Source organism: Desulfoplanes formicivorans, assembly GCF_001748225.1.
GTDB lineage: Bacteria > Desulfobacterota > Desulfovibrionia > Desulfovibrionales > Desulfomicrobiaceae > Desulfoplanes > Desulfoplanes formicivorans.
Genome location: NZ_BDFE01000015.1, coordinates 690,338 through 716,656 on the forward strand (window position 1 = coordinate 690,338; position 26,319 = coordinate 716,656).

Sequence of the window (26,319 nt, forward strand, 5' to 3'; positions counted from 1 at the left end):
GGATTGAAGGCATGTTGCGGTTGTTTTTGACGCATGCCTGCCGCATCTGATGCGGGCACTTCCCATCTCTAGCCATATAAACGGAGATTCCGACCTATGGGCACGTTTCTGGCTGATCTGCACATCCATTCCCGGTTTTCCCGGGCCACAAGCAAAAATCTCACCTTTCGCCATCTTGCTGCCTGGGCGAGTGTCAAGGGCCTCGACATTCTGGGCACGGGCGATTTCACCCATCCCGGCTGGCTGGCCATGCTCGAGGACGAGCTCGAACCTGACGAGGGGGGACTGTTTCGTCTGAAACAAACCGCTGACCTGGCCCGGGAGCTGCCGGGCATGGAGGGCGATCTTCCCTGCAGGACCAAATTTCTGCTCAGCTCCGAAATCAGCTCCATTTACAAACGGGGAGGGCGGGTGCGCAAGGTTCACAACCTCGTGTACATGCCGGATCTGGATGCTGCGAAGCGGTTCAACGCCAAGCTGGCCCAGGTGGGGAATATCGCTTCTGATGGGCGCCCCATTCTGGGCCTTGATTCGAGAAATCTTCTGGAAATGGTACTGGAAACCCATCCTCAGGCCTATTTGATTCCCGCACACATCTGGACGCCCTGGTTTTCCGTGTTCGGCTCCAAATCGGGATTTGACACCCTGGAAGAATGTTTCGGCGATCTGACCTCGGAAATTTTCGCCCTTGAGACCGGGTTGTCTTCGGACCCTGCCATGAACTGGCTCTGGTCCGATCTGGACGCCTACGCCCTTGTTTCCAATTCCGATGCCCATTCCGGACCCAATCTGGGACGCGAGGCCAATATTTTTCATGGCGCCAAGGATTATACCGGGATTTTTCGGGCCCTCAAGGGCAAGCTTTCGGCCACGGAGTTCAGAGGCACCCTCGAATTCTATCCCGAAGAGGGAAAATATCATCTGGATGGGCATCGCAAATGCGGGGTTGTTGTGGATCCCCGCGAGGGGAGACGCTCCGACAACATCTGCCCTGTTTGCGGCAAACCCCTGACCGTCGGGGTGCTCAACCGGGTTCTGGAGCTGGCGGATCGGACCACCCCGGTTCGTCCGGTCGGGCATCCCGGTTTTACCTCCCTCATCCCGCTGCCGGAGATTGTTTCGGAAATTGTGGGGACCGGCCCCCGGACCAAGAAGGTTGCCAGGATGTACTTTTCCCTGATCGAGCGCTTTGGCACGGAAATGCAGATACTGCGTTCCGTGCCCGTTGAAGATCTCAAGCGTTTTTCGTCTGTGGTGGCCGAGGCTGTTACGCGGCTTCGGGAAGATCAGGTGGTCAGGCAGGGGGGATTTGACGGGCAATACGGGACCATCAAGGTTTTTTCCCGCCAGGAACGGGAAGCGTTCAAGCGGGGCAAGGCCATGCTGCCCATCCCTGTGGACAGGCAGGAGCAGGTCCATGCCCAGGGCGCTACTCCCCGGTCTTTCGAGGCGGACCCAAAACCGCGGCCAGAGCCCATTGCCGAGCCCAATACCCTGCAGCAGCAGGCCATAGAGGCCGGTCCGGGCCCTGTTCTGGTTCTGGCCGGTCCGGGAACAGGGAAGACGCACACCTTGATGGGCCGGGTGAAGCATCTTCTTGCCCAGGGAGAGGACCCCGCCACAATGCTGGTGGTGACCTTTACCCGCCGGGCGGCCCAGGAGATCAGAAATCGTCTGGCCCTTGTGGATCCGCGCGGATCAAAGATGCGGGCAGACACCCTGCACGCCATGGCGTTTGATTTCTGGTCCAGGAAGCTGGGAGAGGCTCCGGTTCTGCTGTCCGAGGAAGGCGCCCGATCCCTTTTTGCCACGGCCAACCCGGATCTTTCGGGGCAGAGTCTCAAGCGGGCCTGGGAGTCCATGAACCGGGATCGGGAACTGGGCAGGGCAGGTGATTCGGCATATTATCTGAATTATACCGGGCAGAAATCAGCGTGGAACCTGGTTGATTACACGGATTTGCTCGAATTCTGGCTGGAACAGCTTCGGACCGAAACCGATGCACACGATGCGGACAGGTATGCCCATGTGCTGGTGGACGAGGTGCAGGATCTTTCTCCCCTGCAGATGGCCCTGATCTCGGCCCTGGTGGACAAGCAGGGAACGGGATTTTTTGCCATCGGCGATCCCAACCAGTCCATCTACGGTTTCCGGGGGGCGGTTGCCGATGTCCAGTCCCACCTCAAGGCACTTTGGCCGGATTTGGTCACGGTGTCCCTGGAGAAAAACTACCGGTCGACCCGGCAGGTTCTGGATCTGGCCCAGGGGGTCTTTCCCCATGCCGCAGGATTGAGCGCTGTCCGCCAGGATATGGGTTCGGCCGTCCTGTTTCAGGCGGGTACAGCGGCCCAGGAGGCGGCATGGATGGGGGGCAAGATCCTTTCCCTGGTGGGCGGGACCGCCCATTGGCAGGCCGATGCCGGTGAACAGGGCGGTCTTGGTCCCGGTGATATTGCCGTGCTGGTCCGGTTCAAGGCCCTCATTCCCCTGTACAGGAACATGTTTGACAAGATGGGTATTCCCTGTGCCGCTCCCGAGGCCGAGGCCTTTTTCAGGGACCCTCGCGTGGAAAGGATTCTGGCCCAGGCTGGTGCTGTTTTCGGGATCATGACCACAGACATGGAACAGGTGTGTCCGGATGACATCCTGGCCCGGGGACCCGAACATATTGCCCGGTATGTGGGAGACCGTCCGCCCTTTGACCGCATGTTCTGGTCGAGCACTCCCTTCAAGAAACTGGTGGCCAGTTACCACCAGCACGGATCATGGGCCGGTCTCCTGAATCATCTCAGTCTTGAGAGCGAGCTGGAGGAAATTCGCCTGGCCGCCCAAAAGGTGCAGATCATGACCCTGCATGGGGCCAAGGGGCTGGAATTTGAAGCTGTTTTTCTTCCCGCTCTGGAGGAGGGCATTCTTCCTTTTGTGGGTACGGACATCCTTACGGGCAAGGTGCAAAGCCTTGAGATCAGGTCTGATGTGGACGAAGAGCGCAGACTTTTTTATGTGGGGTTAACCAGGGCCAAACAGCGCGTGTATTTGAGTCACAGCAGGGAACGCAAGATCTTTGGACATACCCTGCGCGGCAAGCCCACGCGGTTTTTGAGGGACCTTCCTGCCCATGGTCTGAGCGTCCGGTCGGCCCGGGCCCATGTCCGGGTCCAGGAAAAATCCCTGACCATGTTGGAGAAAATGCGTCCGCACAAGATGTCCTGAAGGGCTGCCTTCGCCAGGACATGACGTCAGATGTTTCCTGCAGCGTCATCGTGTGCCTCCAGCCGTTTGTTGTTGTCTTGCCTGTGGGGTGAATCGGTTGCGATCTCTGCGGTTTCCTCTGATTATCTTCTGGTTTTTCGAAACAAAAGGTGTTCGTAAACCGCACACACCCTGAGGGCCGCGCGAGATGGGAAGCCCATTTTTCGCAGTCGGCAATAGACGTACAGGGGGTTGCAGTAGTGCTGGAACAAGAGGCGTAGTGTACGGGGCATGGTGTCCATGGGTATAGTCTTTGGAGACTGTTATTCTTGCACAGCAAAATAAGTGCCCGGAGACGTTTGGCCTTCTGGGGGACATGCTGCCCGGGAACATCACGGTATGCACCGGGCCGGGCGCGGATGATTGGTCGCATCCAGGGCTGCATTGGCAAAGGCATGGTCGGATTTCATTCTGGAAACACGGGCCGCTTTGGGGGAGAAGGCCGTATTTGACTTGCATTTCAAAGTCATTAGAAGGGGCTTTCGTTTGTCGGATGTGATGGATGCACGTGATCGGGAAATGCGTTATTCATAGCGTTTCCGGATTGCATACACCATTATGTCTGTTTTCGTGATTTCGGGCAACGATCCGCGGCCATGAGGCCCGGGGCTCATGACCGAATTCCGGAGACATTGCCCGATTGCATGTCAATCAGGCGGCTTTCAGGTTCTTGCCCCGGATCGTTGCCCTTGGGGACGATGGATCGGTTTGCGGCCAGGCAAGTCCGAAAGCTCCCCCTCACGTGAAACCAGGAAGGATTGCATGGCTTATTTTCGAAATCTCGACGCGCAGGTCGCCAACCTCCTCGGGCTTCTCAAAAAGGATCAGAGATGGCTCATCCTTGTGAATGCCGATCCCGACGCCATGGCCTCAGCCATGGCCCTCAAGCGGATTCTGGCCCGCAGGGTGACCAGTGTTGGGATCGCGTACGTGAACGAACTTTCCCGGCCTGACAATCTGGCCATGATACGCCTTTTGCGTATCCCTATCAAAAAACTCATCCCCACCCTGGCAGCCCAGTACGATCGTTTTGCCCTGGTTGACTCGCAGCCGCATCATCACCCTGATTTCGCTCCCTTCGAGTTTTCCATTGTCATCGACCACCATCCGCTCCTGGAGGAGTATCCCCCGGACTTCCCCTTTTACGAGATCCGTCCCGACTACGGATCAAACAGCTCCCTGATGACAGAATATCTGTACAATATGGGGCTCAGACCGGGAAAATTGCTGGCAACGGCTCTGCTCTACGGCATCAAGACCGACACCCAGAGTTTTGAACGCGACTTCAATGATGCCGACATCAAGGCCTTCAGATATCTGACCAAGTTCTATAATCCCAATCTGTTGCACAAAATCACCCGCAGCGAGTTCCGGGTGGAATGGCTGAAATACTTTTCCCAGGCCTTTCGCAAGATGCGCATCCTGGGCAAGGGATTGACCGCCTTTCTCGGGGCAGTGGATTCCCCGGATATCCTGGTCATCCTGGCCGATTTCTTCATGCGGGTGCACGGGCTTTCCTGGGTCCTCATGAGCGGGCTTCATGATGACAAGCTTGTGGTGGTTTTTCGGGGAGACGGTTTGCGCAGGGATATGGGCAAGTTTGCCCAGGGGCTGTTCGGAGATGTTGGGTCCGCTGGCGGGCACAGGGCTATGGCTCGGGCCGAGATTCCCCTGGAAAACATCGGTAACCAGCACGCCCAGCAATTTATTCTGGAACGGCTGGCCCGGAAACGGAAAAAAAAGGCAAGTCCCAAGCCTGCTGCAGAGTAATCCTTCGCAAGGAGCGCTCTGCATGGTCGGCATTTGCCAGACACCTTGAGGCAGGACGCTGGCTTCCCGTACCATGATCCTGTAGACGTGGATCGCTTCCGGGGCTGCGCGGTCTGTGTGTTGCCTCTTGCATGAGCCTTTCGTGGTTGCATCTTCCAGAACATTCAACGATCCGGAGTGAACATGTCACTGAAGAATCGGTTGGGATTCACCAGGGAACCCGTGTACCTGATAGACGGTTCGGCCTTTGTCTACAGGGGGTTCTACGCCTATCCGGATCTGAAGCGGTCCGACGGGTTTCCCACCAATGCCATGTTTATTGTCCTGCGGCTGCTGGCCAAGCTTTTGCGCGAGGAAAAGCCTGCGTATCTGGGGTTTGTTCTGGATGGCAAGGGACCGACCTTTCGCCATGCCCTGATGGAAAGCTACAAGGCGCAGCGGATGCGCATGCCCGAGAACCTGGCTGTGCAGATCGAACCTCTTCTCGAAGGTCTCGGGAAAATGGGGATTGCAACCATTGTGTCCCATGGGGTGGAGGCCGATGATGTCCTGGCCAGCCTGGCCAATCGGTTCAAAAAGGATCGGCCCGTGGTGCTGGTGGGGGCGGACAAGGATCTGCAGCAATGCCTGGACGAGAACGTCTATCTCTGGGATCCGTCCATGCGCAAGGAGAAGCTGGTCACCCTGGAGAGTTTCCGTACGCATCAGGACCTCGTGCCCGGCCAGTGGCCGGATTACCAGGCGCTGGTGGGGGACAAGGCCGACAATATTCCCGGCATTCCCGGTGTGGGACCCAAGACCGCCCTGGGTCTGCTCAAGCGGTTTCCCTCTCTGGAGGCGCTGCGTGACGGGTTTGAGCGGCTCTCGGCCAAGGAGCAAACCCGTCTGAAGCCGCACATGGAGGACATTTTTCTCTATCGCGAACTGACCCGTCTCAAGACCGATTGTTGTGCGGACCACGTTTGTGCCCAACTGAAGATCAATCAGGAGGATATGAGCGCGTTTCTGGACTTTCTGGATGCCTACGAATTTCATTCTCTGAAACGGGAATTCGCCCGGGATGACGCCCGGGACACGAACGCGTCCGGACACAAGATGACCGGAACGTTTGTCGAGCCGGTCCACGGAGAGGCCCTGCCTGATTGCGCGGGTAAACAGGTGGGCATGATCCTTGAGGGCAAGGGCGTGAGAATCGGCCTTGAAGGGCGTGAGTACCTGTTTGACGCATGCTCCATGTCCCTGGTCACCGCGCTGGGTACGGCGCAATCCATTGCGGTCCCCTCGCTCAAGGACGTTCTCTATCATCACCGGTTGTGGTACCTCGTGCCCCTGGGCACGTGGTTCGATATCGGGCTGGCCGAGTATCTTCTGGATCCCGAGGAGCGCAATTACGGATTTGAGCGGATACGTGACGGCTTGTCCGGGGAACTGGACACCCACCCTGAAAATCCCGCCCTGACAGCCTGTCGGATCGGGGAACTCCTGACCAAGCGTCTCGAGGCCGGAGATTTCATCCCGTTGATGCGGGAGCTGGAGCTTCCCCTGATTCCCGTCTTGGTCAAGATGGAACAAAACGGCATCAGACTGGATCTGGAGGCCTTTGCCGCTTTTCTCGCCGAGGTCCAGGAGAAGCTGGATCAGCTGACAACGGCCATTTACCAGGAGGCCGGAACCACCTTCAACATCAGGTCCAGTCAGCAACTGGCCGAGGTCCTTTTTGACCGGCTGGGCATTGTTTCCCGGAAAAAGACACCGGGCGGCAAACCCTCCACTTCGGTTCAGGCCCTGGAGGCCCTTGCAGACGCCCATCCGGTCATCAACAGCATTCTCCGTTACAGAACCCTGGAAAAATTGCGATCCACCTATCTCGAACCTCTGCCCAAACTGGTGGACAGGGAAAATCGGGTGCACACGCATTTCAACAATCTGGCGACCGCCACGGGCAGACTGTCCAGCAGCAAGCCCAATCTCCAGAACATTCCCATTCGGGGAGAATTCGGTCCCAGAATGCGGGGGTGTTTCATCGCCCGGCCCGGATACAAGCTGGTGGCGGCCGACTATTCCCAGATCGAATTGCGTATTCTGGCCCACATGTCCAAGGATCCCCATTTGCTGGACGCCTTTGCCAGAAACGAGGATATTCATGCCCGGACAGCGGCTCTGCTTTTTGACAAGGAACCGGAAGCCATCCAGGCGGACGAGCGTCGCAAGGCCAAGACCATCAATTTCGGGTTGCTCTACGGCATGGGTCCTCAAAAACTGGGCAAGGATTTGGGGTTGACCCTCAAGGAAGCCAAAGAATTTATCGCCAGGTATTTCAGTGCCCTGGCCAAGGTGAAGACATTCTATACAGATGTTGAAAAGCGGGCCAGGGCGCATGGTTCCGTGACCACCATCGCCGGGCGCAGACGTCTCCTGCCGGATATCAATTCCCGAAACGCCAACCTGGCCCAACAGGCCAGGCGCATGGCCATCAATACCGTTGTTCAGGGTTCGGCCGCTGATGTGATCAAAAAGGCCATGCTCGCTGTGGACCGGGATCCGCTTCTGCACAAGACGGGAAGCCGCATCCTCCTGCAGGTGCATGACGAACTGGTTCTGGAGGTTCCGGCAGAAAACGCCATCGAGGTCGGAGAACGGTTGACTGTCATCATGAGCGGTGTCTACGATCTGGATGTTCCTCTGGCCGTGGACTGGGGCATTGGCGACAATTGGGCCCAGGCCCATTGATACAGGTATGCAGTCCTCGGTGGCAGCCTTCACCGATCGGTCCCGTCCATTGCGCTCCCGTGTTCACTTCAAACCCCCATGCCCATGCACGAAACCAGTCTCAATCAGACCATCATCGACTACATTTCCGGCGACGAAATTCAGGATACCACCTTCGAGGATCTGCGTCAGGCCATTGCCCGCATTCTTGTGGAGCAGCGCGGATATCCCAAGGATCGGCTCAGGACCAAGCAGCGTCTTGCCTATGTCATGGATGGACAGCCCTTTGAGAAGATTCTTGACCTGATAGCCCTTGATCCCCAGGGAAAGCCCATCCTTCTGGTCATGTTCTGTCCGGGAGGACTGGTTTCCTACATCCGGCAATATGTGGCCGCGGCCCGGATTTTTGAGGGAGGCCCCATTCCGCTGCTTGTGGTCACGGATTCCAGGGAGGCCAAACTGGTTCGGTGTTGTGACGGGGAGATCCTCAAGGAGGGGTTTCACGCCTTCCCCACCTGGGGGGAGCTTGTGCCCCTGGCCGCCCATCATGCCTGTGAAAAACCCGATCCCGAACGAATGGTCAGGGAGCAGCGCATCCTCTATGCCATGCACGATTTGTCCGGACCGTGCTGCAAGGGGCAGTGCTAAGCAGGGTATTTCAGGACGAATGAGTCCGGTTGCGTTGTTGGCCATGAAAACGGCCCGCTTCCCGGTCGTGCATGGTTGGGAAAACGGGCCGTGGGCGAGCAGCCGTGAAGCAGGATTATTTGGACTTTGTGGAATAGATGGCCTTGAGGGCATCCATGCTTGTATCCGGGTCCATCAACCGGACCATTTCCTTGGCCACGTCCTTGGGGCTGAAATCCTTGCTGGTGGTTTCCGTGACGCACAAAACCCAGCCGTTTGCATCCTCTCCCAGATAGAGTTCGCGATGGGTGGCCGCGCTGTCTTCGCACAGGACGCCGGTTGAAAAAAAAGGCCTGGCGAATTCATACTCGTCCTCGGTCCATTTGTACCGGATATCGTGATCCGTGGCAGGCAGTTCGTTGAAGTGTTTGTTCTTCCAGGTGCAGATATCAAAAATTTCCTTGAGATGTTCCCCTTTTTTGCAAGCCGTGGTCATGAGATTGTCCTCCTTGGGGCAACGTGTGGCAGACTGGTTGGGACATGGAGCAATGCTCACCGCGTGAACAAGGGCGGCTGGGAACACTGCGCAGCGATTCATCCGGTTGATCCTTGCAAGCATAAACCCAAAAGGTCCCTTTTTCAATAGCAGGACGCATGACAGGAGTGATATTCACACATGGACACCATATGCGTACGGACGCGGCAGCGCGAAACCTTGCAGGACATTACACCCCTTGTGGAAGAGTACCTTGCGACGCATGCATGCACCCGGGGTGTACTCACCCTGTACTCGCCCCATACCACCTGCGCCGTGACTATCAACGAGGGATGCGATCCTGATGTGGCCCGGGACATGATGCAGACCCTTGGGCGCCTTGTTCCCCGACAGGGGGATTATCGACACGCCGAAGGCAACAGCGATGCCCATGTCAAGACATCCCTGGTCGGCTCCAGTCAGCAGCTTCTGGTGGAAGGCGGCACCTTGTGCCTGGGCACCTGGCAGCGGGTCTTTCTGGCCGAGTTTGACGGACCACGCGCGCGGACCCTGTGGGTCATGTGGATGGGAGCGTGACCGCATCACCCGGTTCGGGCCCGTTTTTTTGTCAAAGATTCCGGTATGGTTGTTGACCTGATGTATTTCCGTCTTGACCCGGGAATGTCGATTCCCTACATTACGACGGTTCATTTTCTATCTCGACAATCCCCACTAACAACCAAAGGAAGGCATGACAATGGTAGATGCGGGCAAGATCTGGTTTGATGGGAAGCTGGTTCCCCAGGCTGAAGCGAACGTTAACGTGCTGTGTCACACCCTGCATTACGGAACCGCCGTGTTCGAGGGAATCCGGTGCTATGCATGTCCCCAGGACTCCGCAGTATTCCGGTTGCAGGATCATGTACGCCGTCTTTTCGAGTCGGCCAAGATTCTGCAGTTCGACATTGCTTTTTCCCAGGAAGACATCTGCCAAGCCATCCTTGAGACCCTCAAGATCAATAACCTTGCCGAAGGGTATATCCGGCCGCTGGTATTTCTTGGCGCCGGCGGCATGGGCGTCAATCCCGGCGACAATCCGGTTCATGTGATCATCGCCTCCTGGGCATGGGGAGCCTATCTGGGCCAGGAAGCCCTGGAAAAGGGTATCCGGGTTCGCACATCCAGCTTCACCCGCCAGCATGTCAATGCCATGATGACCAAGAGCAAGGCCGCAGGCAATTATGTCAATTCGGTTCTGGCCAAGAAAGAGGCCCTGCAGGACGGGTATGACGAGGCCATGCTTCTGGACGCCCAGGGCTATGTTTCCGAGGCCACGGGCGAGAACATTTTCATTGTCAGGGACGGCATCATCCGCACGCCCCCTTTGGGATCCATCCTGGCCGGCCTGACCCGCAACTCTCTCATCCGCATTGCCCGGGATCTCGGGTATGAAGTCCTTGAACAGCGTTTCAGCCGGGATGAAGTGTACACGGCTGACGAGGCCTTTTTCTGCGGAACGGCCGCCGAAGTCACGCCCATTTGCCAGGTGGACCGCCGTCAGATCGGCGCCGGTCATGCCGGGCCTGTGACCAAGGCCCTGCAAAAGGCGTTTTTTGCCATCGTCAAGGGCGAGAATCCCGATTACGACCGGTGGCTGACCCACTATTCCCTGTAAATGAGCGCGGGGATCACGCAAGGTTTGTCCCTGCGTGATCTTCCGCAATCATGGCGGCATATCGCCTGGGTGCCTTTGAAGCACAAGGTGTTCGGATTTTCAGAGCCTGCCTGCCCTGTGTAGGCTCCTTCGGGGGAACTTCCGCTGTGCATGCCTTGTGCGGATCAGACAGCGTCCTGACGGAAGAACCCCAATGGATTTGTGCCTTTCCTGAATATGCCGGCTTGAGCATCCCCGGGGATGCTCAAGCTCTTTGCCGCCGGATCATCTTTCACCCCCCACCGATGTTATGAGCAAGGAAGCCCTTACCGCCACGTACAGGCCCCAGACCTTCAAACAGGTTGCCGGGCAAGAGGCCATCAAGACGATCCTTTCCAGGGCCGCTGCCGAAGATCGTATCGCCCCGGCCTATCTTTTCAGCGGGACCCGGGGGGTGGGCAAGACCACCATTGCCAGGATCTTTGCCAAGGCCATCAATTGTCAGGATGCACCCGCGCCGGAACCGTGCAATGCCTGCCGGTTCTGCGATCAGATCACCAAGGGGGCCAGCGTGGATGTCATGGAGATCGACGGCGCGTCCAACACCGGAGTGGACAATGTGCGCAGGCTTCAGGAAAATGTGGCGTACGCGCCCCTTGACTGCCGGTACAAGGTGATCATTATCGACGAGGCGCACATGCTTTCCAAGGCGGCCTTCAACGCCTTGCTCAAGACCCTGGAAGAACCCCCAGGCCACGTGGTCTTCATCATGGCCACAACCGAGCCGGAAAAATTTCCTCAGACCATCATCAGCCGTTGTCAGCATTATGTGTTCAAGCGGCTGCCCCAGCAGGAGCTGGTGGACCACCTTTCGTTCATCCTGGAGCAGGAAGGCGTTTCCTTTGAGCTGCCAGCCGTGCACCTGCTGGCCCGAAGGGGTGCGGGAAGCGTGCGTGATTCCATGTCCCTGCTGGCCCAGGTGCTTGCCCTGGGAAAGGATGGGCTCCGAGTGCGTGAAGTGCGCGAGGTCCTCGGGCTGGCTGATCAGGAATTGTACATTGATCTGGTCAAGGCCATTGCGGCCCAGGATCTGGGAGCCCTTGGCCGCATCCAGAACGAGGTGCTGGACAAGGGACTGGATCTTATTTTTTTCTTGCGTGAACTGGTTCTTTGCTGGCGCAATCTTTTCCTGTTCAAGCAAATGGGGGACAAGGCCCGGGAACTCATTGATCTTCCCCAGGAGGAAGTGGAGGCCTGGCAGGCCTGTGTTCCCCTGTTTACTCCGGCTCATGTACATGCCTGCTGGCAGATGACCCTTGAAGGGCAGCGCAGGGTACAAGCCAGCCTTGAACCGGGCCTGGATCTGGAAATGCTCCTGGTCAACCTGAGCTATCTTCCCAGCCTGCTGCCCCTGGGCAAGGTCACACCCGCAACACCCCCGTCTTCTCCCCAGACCACGGGGGGAACTCCTGCCGAAGGTCAGGCAGTTTCCTCTGCATCCACTGGTTTTGCGGCCAGGACCTCGGAGCACGAGGAGTCAGGAGTCACGGGGAAACCTTTGCATGCGCCGACAAGGGCTGAAGAACGGCATGAAGGCGGGCCGCAGCCCTCTGCTCCCCAGGCAGCAGTACACGAGACCCCGGCACCCATGACAACGGGTTTGGATTCCGGGGGCGTGTCCTCTTCGTCCCGGCCCCTCGACTGGTCCGGATTCGTGAGATTCTGTCAGTCCCACAAGGGGACAGAAGGGCATGGCTTCATGTTTCTCTTGCAGGTTCAGGGCGTTATTGAGGATGACCTCATCAGAATTCTCTGTTCCAAGGATTTCGTGTACCAGCAGTGTTCCCGCCAGGAAGTCGTCTCCAGACTCAAAATCCTTGCCACGGAATGGGCGGGCAAGCCCATGGATATCCGGGTCGAGCCTCCCCGGGAACAAACCCGCATGTCGCCGGGGGAGGTTCGCAAGAAGGCTTTGGCCGATCCCCTGGTCAAGGAAGTCATGGACACCTTTGGGGCCCAGGTGGTCGATATCAGGAAGCGCTGAGGGCTTGAGGCGGTGTACCCACTCCCCGGAAGCGTCGAGAAAACCGGGTGATCCGATGTCACCCCAACCATCCATCCAAGGAGGAAACCCGTCATGGGACTCAACGATATATTGCGCCAGGCGCAGATAATGCAGAAGAAAATGACCCAGATGCAGGAGGATCTCAAAACCAGGACCGTGGAGGCCTCCTCCGGTGGCGGCATGGTTACGGTCACAGCCTCTGGTGCCCGGGAAATCCTGTCTCTTTCCATCGACCCGGCCGTGGTGGATCCCCAGGATGTGGACATGCTTCAGGATCTGATCCTTGCTGCCGTGAACGAGGCCCTGAAAAAGGCCACGCAAATGGCCGAGGAGGAAATGGGTCAGCTTACCGGCGGCATGAAGATTCCCGGCATGTTCTAGCTGTTCTGAGCATCTGCCAAAAGGCGCATGATTGTGAACCCTTTTTCATGGCCCGTCCCTTGTAGGGCGGGCATGTCATTTTCTGCGAGGATGGATTGTATTGGTGAATCTTCCCCAACCCTTACAAGATGTTGTTGAACGACTTTCCTCCCTTCCGGGAGTTGGTCCCAAGAGTGCCCTGCGCATGGCCATGACCCTGCTCAAGTGGCCCGAACCCCAGGCCCGGGGACTCGGTCAGAGTATTCTTTCTCTGCGCGAGAATCTGTCCATCTGTTCCGTGTGCGGCAGTCTGTCCGATAGTGATCCCTGTTCCATTTGTGCCGATCCCAGGCGCGAGACCGGCCAGCTCTGCGTGGTGGGGGAGTGGGATTCCCTGCTGGTCATGGAAGAGGCCGGAGGCTATGGGGGACGCTATTTCATTCTGGGGGGACTGCTGTCTCCCCTTGACGGGATCAATCCCGGGGACCTGGAACTCGAAGGTCTGAGAACTCTCTTGGCCCAGGGAAACATTGGTGAAGTGATTCTGGCCCTGGGAACCACCGGAGACGCCGAGGCCACGGGATCATATCTCAAGAATATGCTTCAAAAGGAATTTCCCGATATCGGCATCACCCGGCTGGCCCAGGGCATTCCTCTGGGAGCCGAGGTCAAGTACATGGATCGGAATACCCTGCGCCAGTCACTTGCGTACCGGCAGAAAATCTGAAGGACAGAGTCGAAATGACCCAGGACAGTACATCGACCCGAACCCTCAAGGGCGAGGTGGCGACCATTGTTTTCGCAAACAGCGAAAACGGGTTTGTCATCGCACGCCTGCGGGCTCGTGGCGAGCCCGGGCAGGTCACGGTGGTGGGGACTCTGGGCGAAGTGGTCCCCGGGGAAATGCTTGAACTCACCGGGACCTGGAAGGAACATCCCAAGTTCGGGCGGCAGTTTCAGGCCGAAACCTGTGTGCAGGTCCTTCCGGCCACCATCAACGGGATCAGGAGGTATTTGAGTTCCGGGTGTATCAAGGGTATCGGGCCGACCATGGCCGGCAAACTGGTGGAGCACTTCGGGGCCCGTGTTCTGGACATCCTGGACGAGGATCCCCAACAGCTGCTCAAAGTCCCCGGCCTGGGCAAAAAGACTCTGGTCAAGATCAGGGAATCCTGGGAAAAACAGCGGGAAATCCGTTCCCTCATGCTTTTTCTGCAGGAGTACGGGATCGCCCCCACCTTTGCCGGAAAGATTTTCAAACGCTATGGCATTCAGGCTGTGGAGCGTCTCAAACAGGATCCCTATCAGCTGGTGTACGAGATCCGGGGGATCGGATTTGCAACGGCCGATGCCATGGCCCTGAAGCTGGGGTTTGCCCAGGATTCTCCCCAACGTGTCCAGGCCGGAATCATGTATGTTCTCTATCAGCAGGGAGAACGGGGCCATCTGTTCTATCCGGCTGATGCGTTGCTGGAAAAGGCGGCCCATGCCCTGGGTGACATTGACGCCCCTCTGCTCCAGGAGGGGCTGGTCAGGCTGCAGGAAGCCAAACGCATTGTGGTTGAGGATCTTCCCCAACAGGATGTCCATCAGGCCGTGTACCCGCATTTTTTCTACCGCATGGAACGGGAGATCGTTTCCCGGCTCCAGGCCATTGCCTCTCACCGGGTTCATGTGGACGAGGACAAGCTGGCCGGGGTCATCAGGGAACAGGAAGCCCGTTCCCGGGTCACTTTATCCCCTGAGCAGCGCGAGGCCGTGCTCGGGGCCTGCGAGAACAATATCTACATCATCACCGGCGGTCCGGGAACAGGCAAGACCACCATCACGCGCATGGTGGCCCGGGCCTTGAGCTCCCTGGGCCTTGAAGTAAAACTTGCCGCGCCCACGGGCCGGGCTGCCAAGCGCCTTGCCGAGGCCACGGGCAGATCCGCTTCGACCATCCATCGCCTTCTCAAGTATGATCCCGTTGGCAGTGACGGCTTCGTGTTCAACGAAGACAAAAAGCTCAAGGTGGACGCCCTGATTGTGGACGAAGTGTCTATGCTGGATTGCGTCCTTTGTCTGCATCTTTTGCGCGCACTGCCCCTGACCTGCCGCATCGTGCTGGTGGGAGATGTGAACCAGCTCCCTTCGGTGGGGCCGGGCAATCTGCTGCGGGACTGTCTGGAGAGTGGGGTTTTGCCCCACAAGCGGCTGACTACCATTTTTCGCCAGGCCAGGGAGAGCATGATTGTGGTCAACGCCCACCGCATCAACGAGGGCGAGTTTCCCCTGGGTGCCACCCGACCGGTCCCCCAGGCGGATTTTTTCTGGGTGGAAAACGATGATCCCCTGCGCATTCAACAGCTCATTGTAAAGACGGCCTGCGAGCGGATTCCTGAGGTGTACGGCCTTGATCCCATGCGCGATGTCCAGGTGCTCACCCCCATGCACAAGGGCGATGTGGGCACCCAGACCCTCAACAGCCTGCTCCAGGAGCGCCTCAATCCCCACGGGCCGGAGATTGCCAGGGGACAGCGCAAGTATCGGGTGGGGGATCGTGTTTTGCAGATGCGCAACAACTATGACAAGGACGTGTTCAACGGCGATCTCGGGTGGATCGTTTCCCTGGATCCCAAGGCCGAGACCCTGCAGATCGACTTTGAGGGCAGGGAGGTGGAGTACGGGTTCGATGAGCTGGACGAGCTTTCCCTGGCCTATGCCGTGAGCGTGCACAAGTCCCAGGGCAGTGAGTACCCGGCCGTGATCATGCCCGTGGTCACCCAGCATTACATGCTTTTGCAGCGAAATCTCATCTACACGGGCCTTACCCGGGCCCGCAAACTGGCCGTGATGCTCGGCTCCCACCGGGCCCTGTCCATTGGCCTTTCCAACAAGGACAGCTCCAAGCGTTTCACCCATCTTGTCTATCGGCTGCAGGAAGAGTTCTGAGGGCTGTCTGCCTTTGGCGTGCTCCCCTTGTTCTTCTTGTGGTCGTGACGATTTTGCCTGAACAACAGGCCTTCCTGCGTGCATTCCCTTGCCTTTCAGGTTTACCTCCTGCAACGTCTTGTCTGCACAACCCATGGTTTTGTGTTGCTCAGTACCCCTTGAGAATTCTGTTGTGTTATTTTTTAAGAAAGCGTATGCAGAAAATGGTTGCCCAGTTGATTGTGCATGTGAACGCATTGATTGTCATGGAGTGAGAGCATGGTTCGGATAGCCCTGTCTTTGGTTTTTGGCTGGTTGATTCTCTGTTTTCCCGCCCCTGGATTCGCCCATTTCGGCATGATCATTCCTTCGGCTTCCATGGTGGACAGGCAATCCCGAAACCTCGGCCTGACCATGAGTTTTTCCCACCCCTTTGCCCAGGAAGGCATGGAACTGGTCAAACCCCTGCATGCGGGCGTTTTTCTGGAGGGAACCATGACGGATTTGGCAAAGGACCTTCGGAAAACCACGGTATTTGGTCATACGGCATGGTCTGTCAACTACAGGGTCAAGCGTCCCGGAGTGTATACCTTTGTGATGGAACCCCACCCCTATTGGGAGCCGGCAGAGGATTGTTTTATCATCCATTACACCAAGACCATTGTGGGCGCCTTTGGCGAGGAAGAAGGGTGGGAACGACCCGCAGGTTTGAAAACCGAAATCGTGCCCCTGACGCGTCCCTTTGGGCTGTATGCCGGCAATGTCTTTCAGGGCCAGATATTGCTGGACGGCAAGCCGGCTCCCCATACACCCGTGGAAATCGAATATTACAATCCCCATGGCCCCATGCAGGCGCCCCATCCCTATCTGGCGACTCAGGTTGTGCGGGCGGATGCGAACGGTGTGTTCACTGTTGGCATCCCAGCGGCAGGCTGGTGGGGTTTTGCCGGTCTGAACACGGCTGACTATCAGATTCGTCAGAAGGGAACCCCCAAGGATGTGGAACTGGGCGCTGTTCTGTGGGTTGAAGTAGTACCCTGGCCGGAACCGTAGGCTGAAACGTTCGGGTTTGTGGCGGTCGCCTTTTTCCCGGTTATGATTTGCGAGCGGTCTGCAACGGCCGGCTGCAGCGTTACTCATGGACAAGGAAGACAGAAGATGCATATTTCCGAGGGCGTGCTTTCGGCTCCCGTGCTTCTCGCAGGGGGCTGTCTGACGCTGGCGGGGCTGACCATCGCCCTGAAAAAAATGGATTACGATTCCCTTCCCCTGGTTGCGGTCATGGCGGCTGCCTTTTTTGTGGCTTCGCTGATTCATGTCCCCCTGGGGCCTTCCAACGTGCATCTCATCCTCAACGGTGCCCTGGGACTGGTTCTTGGCTGGGGGGCTGTTTTGGCCATTTTCATTGCCCTGCTGCTCCAGGCCGTGCTGTTTCAGTTCGGGGGACTGGTGGTTCTGGGGGTCAATACCGTCATCATGGCCGTGCCCGCCCTTATGGTGTGGATGCTTTGTGGCCGGGGCATCCACTCCACGGGACGAGTAGCCGTTATCTGCGCCTTTCTGGCCGGGGCCTTGTCCATCGGGTTGACCGCCTTGCTCGCGGCTGGGGCCCTGTGGCTTTCCGGGAGCGATCTTCTGGCAACGGCTGGCCTGCTTGTTGCGGCCCATGTGCCCATCATGCTTCTTGAAGGCGGGATGACCGCCGCGCTGGTGGGTTTTTTGAAAAAGATCAAACCGGAGATGCTGGCATGAAACAGGGCTGGCTGGTGATGGCCGTGGTCTGCGTGCTGGTGTTCGGCTTGGGTTCTTCCCTGGCCCATGCCCACCGGGTGGGCGTTTTCTGTTGGGTTGAAGGCAACAGGCTGCATACCCAAAGCAAATTTCAGCCGGGCGGTCCCGTGAATGGGGGGCGCTTGCAGATGGTTGTGCCTGCCACCGGCGAGGTGCTGGCCACGGGGACCACTGATCCTGAGGGGCAATACACCTTCCGTATCCCGGACAGAGCCCGCCAGCAGCACCTCGACCTGCGAGTCCTGCTTATGGCCGGAACCGGGCATAAGGGGCAGTGGGACGTTCCTGCAACCGAGTATGTGGACGGGCTGGAATCCGTGGAACCCGACACCCGGGACGGGTCGGCAGGAATGTTGGCCGGAACGAACAATAAAATGTCCGGCATTTCCCCGGAAATAGTGCAGGACATCCTGGATCGGGAGTTGGATCGCAAGCTCGCGCCCATCAAACGCCGTCTGGCCCAGATGCAGGCGGATCGTTTTTCCGTGAGGGATGTTGTGGGCGGCCTTGGCTATCTTTTCGGGTTGATGGGGCTTGCGCTGTATTGCAGGAGTATCAGAGGGGGCAAGGACCGCCAATCTTCCTCCTCTTCCCATTCCGCTTCCGGGAAAACAGACCCTTCATGAGGGACTTTTTCCCAGGCCTTTGATCTTGCCGGCTTGTGAACTTCAGGGTTGGCTGGAGAATAACGATGATCCGTGAGTCCCTTGCAGACACCCGTACCGCGCTTGCACGGGTTGATCCCCGATTCCGTGTTGTCCTGGCCATTGCTTTTTCCGTGGTCGTGGCCCTTTCCCGGGCCATGGATGTGCAGCTCGTTGCCCTAGGCATTGCCGGAGGGCTGTATCTGGGTGCCGGTCTGCCCCTGCGCGTGCTTGTCAGGCGGCTGGTGGTGGTCAATGGGTTCATTGCCTTCCTCTGGCTGGTGCTCCCTTTTTCCGTACCCGGTCCGGTTGTCCTTGATGTCGGGTTCCTGCAGGCCTCGTCCCCGGGGATCATGCATGCCCTGCAGATCACCCTGAAGGCCAATGCCATCATCATTGTCTGTATGGCTCTGGTGGCGACCATGTCCGTGATCATTCTGGGCAATGCGCTGCAGTCCCTGGGGGTCCCTCCCAAAATCTGCCAGTTGTTGCTCATGACCTATCGCTATATCTTCGTGTTCGAAGAGGAATCCGGGCGGATGCACAGGGCGGCGGTTCTGCGCGGGTTCACACCCACGACCTCCATGCATACCTATCGGACGTATGCCTATATGGTGGGCATGATTCTGGTGCGTGCCTGGGAACGTGCCCGTCGGGTCCATGCGGCCATGATCTGTCGCGGATTCAGGGGGCGGTTGTATGGTCTCACCACGTACCGCGCGGTTGCCGGAGACTGGCTTTTTTTTGCCTGCGGGGCGGTTGTGATTGTCCTGCTGGGTATTCTTGAACTGGCTGGCTGCTCATGAAACCACTCATTGGCGTACACAACCTGAGTTTTGCCTATCCCTGCGGCCGTTGCGTGCTGCACCATGTCCACCTTGAGCTGTACCCGGGCCAGCGCCTGGGCCTGGTTGGTCCCAATGGCACGGGCAAGACCACCTTGCTGCAGCTTCTTGTGGGCCTGCTTGTGCCCCAATCGGGTCATATCGAAATCATGGGCAGGGTCATGCGCGGGGAACAGGATTTTGTTCGTGCGCGCCGGGAAATCGGGTTCTTGTTCCAGAACGCCGATGATCAGTTGTTTTGTCCCACGGTGCTGGATGATGTTGCCTTTGGGCCCCTGAATATGGGGTACACGCCGGCCGAGGCCCGGGCTCTGGCCCGGAGTACGCTTGCCCGGTTGGGGCTGGAGGGATTTGAGGACCGGATCACCCACAAACTGTCTGGCGGAGAAAAAAAGCTGGTTTCCCTGGCCACCATTTTGTCCATGTCCCCCCGTATTCTTCTCCTTGACGAGCCGACCACCGGCCTTGACGAGTCGACCCGGGAGCGGATCATCCAGGTACTCAACGATCTGGATGTGGCCATGATCGTTGTTTCCCATGAAAAGGAATTTCTTGCCAGGACAACCACGCAGGTGCGTCTTTTGAGTGGGCAGCAGGAGGATATGGAACCATGTGTATTGTCCGGATGACGTGTTGCAGCATGTTGTGAAAAGCCCTCGGCGCTCACTGGCCGGGGGCTTTTTCGCAACATGGCGCTGCCGATGCATGGGCGTTGCAGGAGTGGCTTTTTCTGAGTGAGTCCTTGACAAAAGGTGAGCATTGTCTGCCTTCCGATCCCTGAACGATCAGGGGGAACAGCCTGCTGCATGGTTGCAGTGGCCCGGAAGCAGGGAGTGAAAGTGTTGGTTGGATGACGAGAAGATGGAGTGTTGCATGATGAATCGTGAAACCTGGAGCGGCAAGCTCGGATTTGTACTGGCATGCATGGGAGCAGCCATTGGACTGGGGAATATCTGGCTTTTTCCCTGGAGGCTGGCTTCCTATGGCGGGGCAGCGTTTTTGGTGCCCTATTTTTTGTTCGTGTTCGGCATGGTCGTGTTCGGACTCATTGCCGAACTGGCTTTTGGCCGGAGTCAAAAGGCAGGTCCCATGGGCGCCCTGGTAAAGAGTTTCTCGCCCCAGCACCCCGTGATGGGCGGCATCCTGGGAGCCATCCCCGTGGTGGCCCTTTTCGGCATTCTGGTGTTTTACGTCATTGTTCTGGGCTGGATCCTCAAGTATTTTTTCTTTGCGCTTTACAACGGGTTTGCTGGCGTTGATCCGGGCGGTCTGTTTGGTGGTCTGGCCGGCAACTCTTCGTCCATTCCCTGGCATCTGGCGGCCATGCTCCTGTCCATGATCTTTGTGGCTGCCGGTATCGAGAAGGGTCTTGAAAAGTGCAACAAGGTGGCCATGCCCGTGTTTTTCGGACTCCTTCTGATTCTGCTCATCCGGAGCCTGACCCTGCCCGGCTCTCTTGAAGGCGTTGCCTATCTCATCAAGCCCGACTGGTCCAAGCTGGGCGAGATCACGACCTGGGTCATGGCCCTTGGACAGAGTTTTTTTACCGTAAGCCTGGGGGGCATGCTCATTTACGGAAGCTACCTGACCCGGGATGTGGACATCCCGGATTCGGCCTTCAAGACGGTGCTCATGAACACCAGTGCCTCGCTTCTGGCCGCCTTTGTGATCATTCCCTCGGTGTTTGCCTTTGGTCTGGACTTGCAGTCCGGCCCTGGGTTGCTGTTCATCACCATGCCCCGGATTTTCGACAGCATGCCCCAGGGCCATCTGTTCGGGACGCTGTTTTTCCTGAGCGTGGTGCTGGCCGGGCTCTCTTCGGCCCTGAATCTTCTCGAGGTGCCCGTTGAAGCGGTCATGGAGCGACTGGGACTGCAACGCCCCGTGGCGGTGTTGTTGGTGGGGGCTCTGGCCTTTGTGGTCGGGCTTCCTCTGGATCTGAACATGAACGCGTTTGGAAGATGGGCGGACCTCATCACGATTTACCTGTTTCCCTTTGGCGCCCTTGTTATCCAGGTGGCCTTTTTCTGGGTTTACGGGGCGGATCGGGCCATGGCAGAGATCAATGCCGGGGCCGGTCGGGTGTATGGCGTGCGCCTGAAATGGTTTTTGCAGTATGTTTTCCCCCTGGTGGCCGTGCTGGTACTGGTGCTGGGGATTATATACGGGGGCATTGGCTAGCTGACAGGGCATGGTCAACATCCATCTCGGGAAAAGGGGACCGACCGGGTGATTGGGATGAACCCCTTGCGACACGATGCGAACAAGGAGCTGGATATCATGGAGATAGTGAGGTCTCCGGACAGACTGCAGCAGGTCTGCCTGGGTTACAGACCAACAAAGGTCATTGGACTGGTACCCACTATGGGGTATTTCCATGCGGGCCATCTTTCCCTCATGAACTGGATGCGAGAGCATTGTGACATCCTGGTGGTGTCCCTGTTTGTCAATCCGTCCCAATTCGGGCCGGGTGAGGATCTGGAAACCTATCCCCGGGATGCCGAGCGCGATGCACGCCTTGCCGAGGAACATGGCGTGGATATTCTGTTCATGCCTCCTGCCGGAACCATGTATGCTCGGGATCATGCCACCTGGGTCGAGGTTCCTGCATTGGCCCGGGGATTGTGCGGCGCGAGCCGACCCGTTCATTTCCGGGGCGTGGCCACGGTAGTGACCAAGCTGTTCAATCTGGTTCAGCCCCATGTGGCCGCATTCGGTGAAAAGGACCGGCAGCAGTTGGCGATTATACGAAGGATGGTCAGGGATCTGAATATGCCGGTGAAGATTGCAGGCAGGCCCATTGTGCGCGAGCCGGACGGATTGGCCATGAGTTCCCGCAACGCCTATCTTGCGGATGATGAACGTAAGCAGGCCCCGGCCTTGTACAAGGGACTGCAGGCTGCCGAGCAGTGGATCCGGCAGGGGGAGGTCCGAGCCTCGGTCTTGCGGGAAAGGATTACGACCTGGTACGCGGAGCGTTTGCCTGCCGGCCGATTGGATTATTTCGAGGTGGTTGATCCGGATTCCATGCATCCGGTATCCGAGATCAGCGGACCGGTGGTCCTTGCCGTGGCCCTGTATCTGGGGAAGACGCGGCTGATCGACAATATTCTGGTTGATCTCCCCCATGGAGCAGCTGACTCGTGACCCCACGCTGCATGCTGCGCAGACCTCCCATCCAGAGCATCGCCTCAAGGAGAAAGAACAATGGCAACCAAGATGACACTTTCCGAACTGGCGGCACGCAAGACCGCTGGTCGAAAAATAACCATGGTCACCGCTTATGACTATCCAACGGCGCGGTTGGTAGACAAGGCCGGACTGGATATGATTCTGGTGGGTGATTCCCTGGGCATGGTCGTGCTTGGGTATGATTCCACGGTACCCGTGACCATGGAGGACATGCTGCACCATATTCGCGCGGTCATGAGGGGGACCCAGCGGGCCTTTGTCCTGGGCGACCTGCCCTTTATGTCCTACCAGGTTTCAGTCGAGCAGGCGGTTGGCAACGCAGGCCGGTTCATCAAGGAAGGGGGGTGTGACGGAGTCAAGCTGGAAGGAGGGCGCGAAGTCGTTCCCCAGGTACAAGGCTTGTGCCGGGCCGGAATCCCCGTATGCGGTCATATCGGCTTGACCCCCCAGACGGCTACCAATCTCGGCGGCTTCAAGGTGCAGGGGAAGGATGCGGCTTCAGCCAGCGCGCTGGTGGAAGACGCCCTTGCCTTGCAGGAGGCCGGGGCGTTCATGCTCGTGCTTGAGTGTGTGCCCGATATCCTGGCCCGGGAGATCAGCAGGACCCTGCATATCCCGACCATCGGTATTGGTGCGGGCAGGGAGTGCGATGGACAGGTGCTGGTCTTTCATGATCTGGTGGGGCTTTTTGACCGGTTCACCCCGAAATTTGTCAAACGGTATGCGCAATTGGAAGAGGTGGTCGTCCAGGCATTGCAAGAATATGGCACCGAGGTGGCCGCGGGGATATTTCCCGGACCCGAGCATTGCTTCGGCATGAAGCAAGAAGAAGCCGATCGGTTTGTGCGCACAAGGAAGTGATGGACATGCCCGCTACCCTTGATCTTGCCCTGATCCAGATGCACGCGCTTCCGGATCGGGCTTTCAATCTCCGAACCATTGATCGTCTGCTTGAAGAGTGCAACGGATGTGATCTGGCTGTCCTGCCGGAAACCGCCATCTGTCTGGGCAACGCCGAGACATTGCGGACCAGCGCGCGCTCCCTGGACATGCTCAACAGGGAGCTTGGTAACATGGCCGCGCAACATGGCATGCATGTGCTGTTTGGCGGGGTTCCCGTGAGACAAGACCATGGTATTTGCAACGCGGCTTTGGCCTATGATCCGAGAGGCAGACTGGTTGCCAGATACGACAAGATACATCTTTTTCAGCTGGACCCGGATCACGTGAGCGGGGTGGATGAGACTGCGATCTACGTTCCCGGCCGGGAACCGGTGGTCTGGGAACTTAACGGGTGGAGGATCTGCCTGTCCATCTGCTATGATATCAGGTTTCCCGAGCTGTTCAGGGCCTGTGCACCCGTTGATCTCATTCTCTGCCCCATGGCCTTTACCGCCCGAACGGGCGCGGCCCATGGGCGGTTGCTGCTTCGGGCCCGGGCGGTGGAGAATCAGTGCTATGTGGGCTCGGCTTCCCTGTGCGGGAGGAATGAGGAGACCGGGATGGAGCTGTTCGGGCACAGCATGGCTGTTGACCCCTGGGGCGAGGTGGTCATGGACCGTGGTCCCCAGAAGGAAGGGGTTGTGCGTGTGAAGTGTGCAAAGCAGAGAATCCGGGCGGTTCGAACGACCTTACCTGCCTTGCGTCATATGCGCAGGGAATGGTCAAAGGAAATGGATTGTTCGTTGCGGGAGGCACACGTCAGGTAGGTCTGGGCATGGAAGGCCGGTGAAGGAGTAAAGCCAGGGATGGGTGCCCGTACCTTTCTTCTGGGATGTGTGCAGATGTCACAGGTGACTGGCTTCTGTTTTCCCCGTCAGCTTTGTGTCTCACCCTTACAACCCGTTCAGAAATTGCTTCGAATCCATGCACTGCACCCCCACATGGGCCATGTCCCTGATATTGGCGGCCGCTATTTCCGGTGTCTGGGCCGAGCATCCGTCGGTGATCAGGGTTACCTCGTAGTCCAGGCTCAAGGCATCGAACACCGTGGCCCGGACACAATTGGGCAGCTGGGTGCCGGTAATGACCAGGTGGGCAAGGCCCAATCGTCGGAGCATGAGGTCCAGTTCCGTGAACATGAACGCGCTGAATCGGTTTTTGATGATCCTGTATTCCCCGGGAAGCGGGGTGAGCTGTTCCGCAATCTGCCAGCCCCATGTGCCCGGAACCACAAAGGGGCGCTCTTCCAGAAATTTCTTGCGGCGCATGTTCTCCACATCGGATCCGTCCGGACGGTATTCCCGGGTGATGTGGAAGACAGGTCTCCCGGTTTGCCTGAAGACGTGGAGAATGCGCTGGATCACCGGGATGGTGGCCTGGGCCCCTGCCACATGAAGCACTCCTTTGGGGAGCACAAAGTCGTTTTGCATGTCGATAATCAACAGGGCCATGCTGGTGGCTCGCATCGCAGATCAGCTCCTTTGTTTAGATGTATTCGAATATGGACGTTTTTTCGGGACGACCCGTCATGGCTGCAACCACGGGACATTTGACCTTGAAGGCAAAATAGATTCCGGTCCGCTCGCCCTTGAGGGCCTCGAAATTTCCCTGCCCCTTGCTGATGATGACCTCTGCCTGGTCCAGTCGGTGGAGAAAGTCCGGTGTACAGCGTTCAAGAACGGTTCCCGGCGTATCAACGCCAGAGGTGATGACCTCGCACCGATCGACCATGCCGACCCGTTTGGCGTCCTCCATGGTGGCATCATTCAAAATGGGCGTTCCCCGGACCGCATAGGTGACCTTGTGGCCCATGCGAACAAGTTCATCCACAAGCAGGGTGTCCAGGACGATTTCTCCGGCATTGTCTCCCAGAATGAGTACTGACCTGGCAGAGGCCAGGTGGTGGCGAAAACGGGGATAATGGGTGGATGCCCACGTAGCGTCGCGTTCTTCGTGCATGGCCTGTTCCCAGGCATGCTGGGTCGGGGTGCCGGCGTCCATGTAGTTGCCGATGATGGCCAGTCTGAGGGCGTCGAACAGGGGATCGTCACTGGCGGCAAGGGTTGCTCGAAACCCGGGCAGGAATCGCTGTACCTCGGTATTGGCCTGTTCCTTGACAGCTGCAAAGATGTCTCTGGTGCCCAGAAGGGCGCCCAGTCGTTTGTACATGATCCCGGCCAGGGCAGGGGGAGAGACGGTCAGATCCAGGGATGGCAACATGGATGCCCATTCCAGAAGCACCTTTTTGTGCAGATCGGCATCCTCTGGATCGATGATTCTGGCAGCCTTGAGGGCTTGCTGCATGAAGCAGGGTATGCAATCAAGGGTGGTTTGCATAGCAGATCCTTGTTGATGGGGGAGCGTACCAGCTGAATGCTGGTGGTGTAAGAGGGGTGCAAAGGAAAGTCAAAATTTCGTGAGGTCAAACCGTATTGAAGGGTTGCCAAGGAAAAGAAATGGTTGGCATATGGGGAAGAAAAAAGATGAGGAACTGTTGGAAAAGTGTTTGACAAAGTCCGGGTCCGCACATAGAAGACCCATCTCTTGACGCGCTGGCGGGGTAAAGCCCCGGGCCATGTGCGGTCAAGGACTTGAAATAACGGGATATAATGTATTCATTTCCGACCATGATGGTTCATGTCATGCTTGCTGTTTGCCGGGGCGTTCGGAAGAAACTCCCGCAAGAGGCACAAAGATGTTGACAGCCATTCGGGGCTTGGATAGATACTCCCACCTGCCGCGTTGACCATGACGCGGCTGTTTTTTGACTGGCAGTATGATGATCTTTGAGGTATAAAGACGGTTTGCAGGTTCGTTGTCAGGCTGGAGCGGATTGAACGGATTTTGTTCAAATCAATCCAAAAAGTCATTGACAGTGAATGGGGGGTCGGATAGATACTCTCTCCTCGTCGCGACCGGAGTCATGGGGGCGGCGAAGAGCATTGCAGATACGATCTTTGAAGAAAAAACTTGTTGACAACCGGATGGTTGAGTGGATAGAAGCTCGCTTTCCTGGTAACAACGAGGCAAGGTCTTTGACAATTAAATAGCGAGTTAGAGCATAAAAGGTTTTAAGCATT

Annotated in this window: 23 protein-coding genes; 19 read left to right on the forward strand and 4 right to left on the reverse strand. The window is 57.6% G+C overall.

What is annotated here, in order from left to right; all coding sequences use genetic code 11:
- Nucleotides 1-96: 96 nt before the first annotated feature.
- Nucleotides 97-3,213: a UvrD-helicase domain-containing protein gene (locus tag DPF_RS07875; protein WP_069858681.1), complete on the forward strand. Its 3,117-nt coding sequence runs from the start codon at nt 97-99 to the stop codon at nt 3,211-3,213.
- A gap of 371 nt (nt 3,214-3,584) precedes the next feature.
- Here DPF_RS07875 and DPF_RS14055 read toward each other — a convergent pair whose 3' ends face one another.
- Nucleotides 3,585-3,722 carry a hypothetical protein gene (locus DPF_RS14055; RefSeq protein WP_176724206.1) on the reverse strand — a complete coding sequence of 46 codons (138 nt, stop codon included), beginning with the start codon at nt 3,720-3,722 and terminating at the stop codon, nt 3,585-3,587.
- 292 nt (nt 3,723-4,014) lie between these two features.
- Here DPF_RS14055 and DPF_RS07880 point away from each other — a divergent pair, with 292 nt between their 5' ends.
- The 3 genes from DPF_RS07880 to DPF_RS07890 all read left to right on the forward strand — a co-directional run bounded on the left by DPF_RS07880 (nt 4,015) and on the right by DPF_RS07890 (nt 8,379).
- Nucleotides 4,015-5,022 carry a DHH family phosphoesterase gene (locus tag DPF_RS07880; protein ID WP_069858683.1) on the forward strand — a complete coding sequence of 336 codons (1,008 nt, stop codon included), beginning with the start codon at nt 4,015-4,017 and terminating at the stop codon, nt 5,020-5,022.
- 183 nt (nt 5,023-5,205) lie between these two features.
- The gene (locus tag DPF_RS07885; protein ID WP_069858685.1) at nt 5,206-7,752 is read left to right on the forward strand and encodes a DNA polymerase I; all 2,547 of its coding nucleotides are present in this window, start codon (nt 5,206-5,208) and stop codon (nt 7,750-7,752) included.
- Between the two features lie 78 nt (nt 7,753-7,830).
- On the forward strand, nt 7,831-8,379 hold the full coding sequence (locus DPF_RS07890; RefSeq protein WP_083254549.1) for a type I restriction enzyme HsdR N-terminal domain-containing protein: 549 nt from the start codon (nt 7,831-7,833) through the stop codon (nt 8,377-8,379).
- A gap of 115 nt (nt 8,380-8,494) precedes the next feature.
- Here the strand turns inward: DPF_RS07890 and DPF_RS07895 are convergent, their stop codons facing one another.
- Nucleotides 8,495-8,854: a hypothetical protein gene (locus DPF_RS07895; protein ID WP_069858859.1), complete on the reverse strand. Its 360-nt coding sequence runs from the start codon at nt 8,852-8,854 to the stop codon at nt 8,495-8,497.
- A 180-nt stretch (nt 8,855-9,034) separates the two neighbouring features.
- Between DPF_RS07895 and DPF_RS07900 the strand changes: the two genes are divergently transcribed.
- From DPF_RS07900 to DPF_RS07970, 15 genes are all read left to right on the forward strand, one after another.
- Nucleotides 9,035-9,430: a secondary thiamine-phosphate synthase enzyme YjbQ gene (locus tag DPF_RS07900; RefSeq protein ID WP_069858687.1), complete on the forward strand. Its 396-nt coding sequence runs from the start codon at nt 9,035-9,037 to the stop codon at nt 9,428-9,430.
- A gap of 160 nt (nt 9,431-9,590) precedes the next feature.
- Nucleotides 9,591-10,508 (forward strand): branched-chain amino acid transaminase, encoded by a 918-nt coding sequence (locus DPF_RS07905; RefSeq protein ID WP_069858689.1) that lies wholly within the window; start codon nt 9,591-9,593, stop codon nt 10,506-10,508.
- A 289-nt stretch (nt 10,509-10,797) separates the two neighbouring features.
- On the forward strand, nt 10,798-12,531 hold the full coding sequence (dnaX, locus tag DPF_RS07910) for a DNA polymerase III subunit gamma/tau (RefSeq protein WP_069858700.1): 1,734 nt from the start codon (nt 10,798-10,800) through the stop codon (nt 12,529-12,531).
- Between the two features lie 93 nt (nt 12,532-12,624).
- Complete coding sequence (locus DPF_RS07915; protein WP_069858702.1) at nt 12,625-12,933, forward strand: YbaB/EbfC family nucleoid-associated protein; 309 nt, start codon at nt 12,625-12,627, stop codon at nt 12,931-12,933.
- Nucleotides 12,934-13,033: 100 nt separating this feature from the next.
- A complete protein-coding gene (recR, locus tag DPF_RS07920) occupies nt 13,034-13,639 on the forward strand; it encodes a recombination mediator RecR (RefSeq protein ID WP_069858704.1) in 606 nt (201 codons plus the stop codon).
- 14 nt (nt 13,640-13,653) lie between these two features.
- Complete coding sequence (recD2, locus tag DPF_RS07925) at nt 13,654-15,846, forward strand: SF1B family DNA helicase RecD2 (RefSeq protein ID WP_069858705.1); 2,193 nt, start codon at nt 13,654-13,656, stop codon at nt 15,844-15,846.
- 258 nt (nt 15,847-16,104) lie between these two features.
- Nucleotides 16,105-16,878, forward strand: a complete 774-nt coding sequence (locus DPF_RS07930) for a DUF4198 domain-containing protein (RefSeq protein ID WP_083254551.1) — start codon at nt 16,105-16,107, stop codon at nt 16,876-16,878.
- Between the two features lie 105 nt (nt 16,879-16,983).
- Nucleotides 16,984-17,577, forward strand: coding sequence for a cobalt transporter CbiM (gene cbiM, locus DPF_RS07935; RefSeq protein WP_069858707.1), 594 nt, complete (start codon nt 16,984-16,986; stop codon nt 17,575-17,577).
- Nucleotides 17,574-18,242, forward strand: a complete 669-nt coding sequence (locus tag DPF_RS07940) for a NikL family nickel/cobalt ECF transporter subunit (protein WP_069858709.1) — start codon at nt 17,574-17,576, stop codon at nt 18,240-18,242. The genes cbiM and DPF_RS07940 overlap by 4 nt, the downstream gene beginning before the upstream one ends.
- Before the next feature lie 65 nt (nt 18,243-18,307).
- Complete coding sequence (cbiQ, locus tag DPF_RS07945) at nt 18,308-19,066, forward strand: cobalt ECF transporter T component CbiQ (RefSeq protein ID WP_069858711.1); 759 nt, start codon at nt 18,308-18,310, stop codon at nt 19,064-19,066.
- Complete coding sequence (locus tag DPF_RS07950) at nt 19,063-19,734, forward strand: energy-coupling factor ABC transporter ATP-binding protein (RefSeq protein ID WP_069858713.1); 672 nt, start codon at nt 19,063-19,065, stop codon at nt 19,732-19,734. The genes cbiQ and DPF_RS07950 overlap by 4 nt, the downstream gene beginning before the upstream one ends.
- Nucleotides 19,735-19,978: 244 nt before the next feature.
- Nucleotides 19,979-21,286, forward strand: coding sequence for a sodium-dependent transporter (locus DPF_RS07955; protein ID WP_069858715.1), 1,308 nt, complete (start codon nt 19,979-19,981; stop codon nt 21,284-21,286).
- Nucleotides 21,287-21,385: 99 nt separating this feature from the next.
- The gene (panC, locus tag DPF_RS07960) at nt 21,386-22,252 is read left to right on the forward strand and encodes a pantoate--beta-alanine ligase (RefSeq protein WP_069858717.1); all 867 of its coding nucleotides are present in this window, start codon (nt 21,386-21,388) and stop codon (nt 22,250-22,252) included.
- Between the two features lie 60 nt (nt 22,253-22,312).
- Nucleotides 22,313-23,158, forward strand: a complete 846-nt coding sequence (panB, locus tag DPF_RS07965) for a 3-methyl-2-oxobutanoate hydroxymethyltransferase (protein WP_069858719.1) — start codon at nt 22,313-22,315, stop codon at nt 23,156-23,158.
- 5 nt (nt 23,159-23,163) lie between these two features.
- A complete protein-coding gene (locus DPF_RS07970; protein WP_069858862.1) occupies nt 23,164-24,006 on the forward strand; it encodes a nitrilase-related carbon-nitrogen hydrolase in 843 nt (280 codons plus the stop codon).
- 126 nt (nt 24,007-24,132) lie between these two features.
- On the opposite strand, the gene DPF_RS07975 is transcribed toward DPF_RS07970, so the two are convergent.
- Both DPF_RS07975 and DPF_RS07980 read right to left on the reverse strand, forming a co-directional pair.
- Nucleotides 24,133-24,705, reverse strand: coding sequence for a cysteine hydrolase family protein (locus DPF_RS07975; RefSeq protein WP_069858721.1), 573 nt, complete (start codon nt 24,703-24,705; stop codon nt 24,133-24,135).
- 19 nt (nt 24,706-24,724) lie between these two features.
- The gene (locus tag DPF_RS07980) at nt 24,725-25,576 is read right to left on the reverse strand and encodes a damage-control phosphatase ARMT1 family protein (RefSeq protein WP_069858723.1); all 852 of its coding nucleotides are present in this window, start codon (nt 25,574-25,576) and stop codon (nt 24,725-24,727) included.
- Nucleotides 25,577-26,319: the final 743 nt, after the last annotated feature.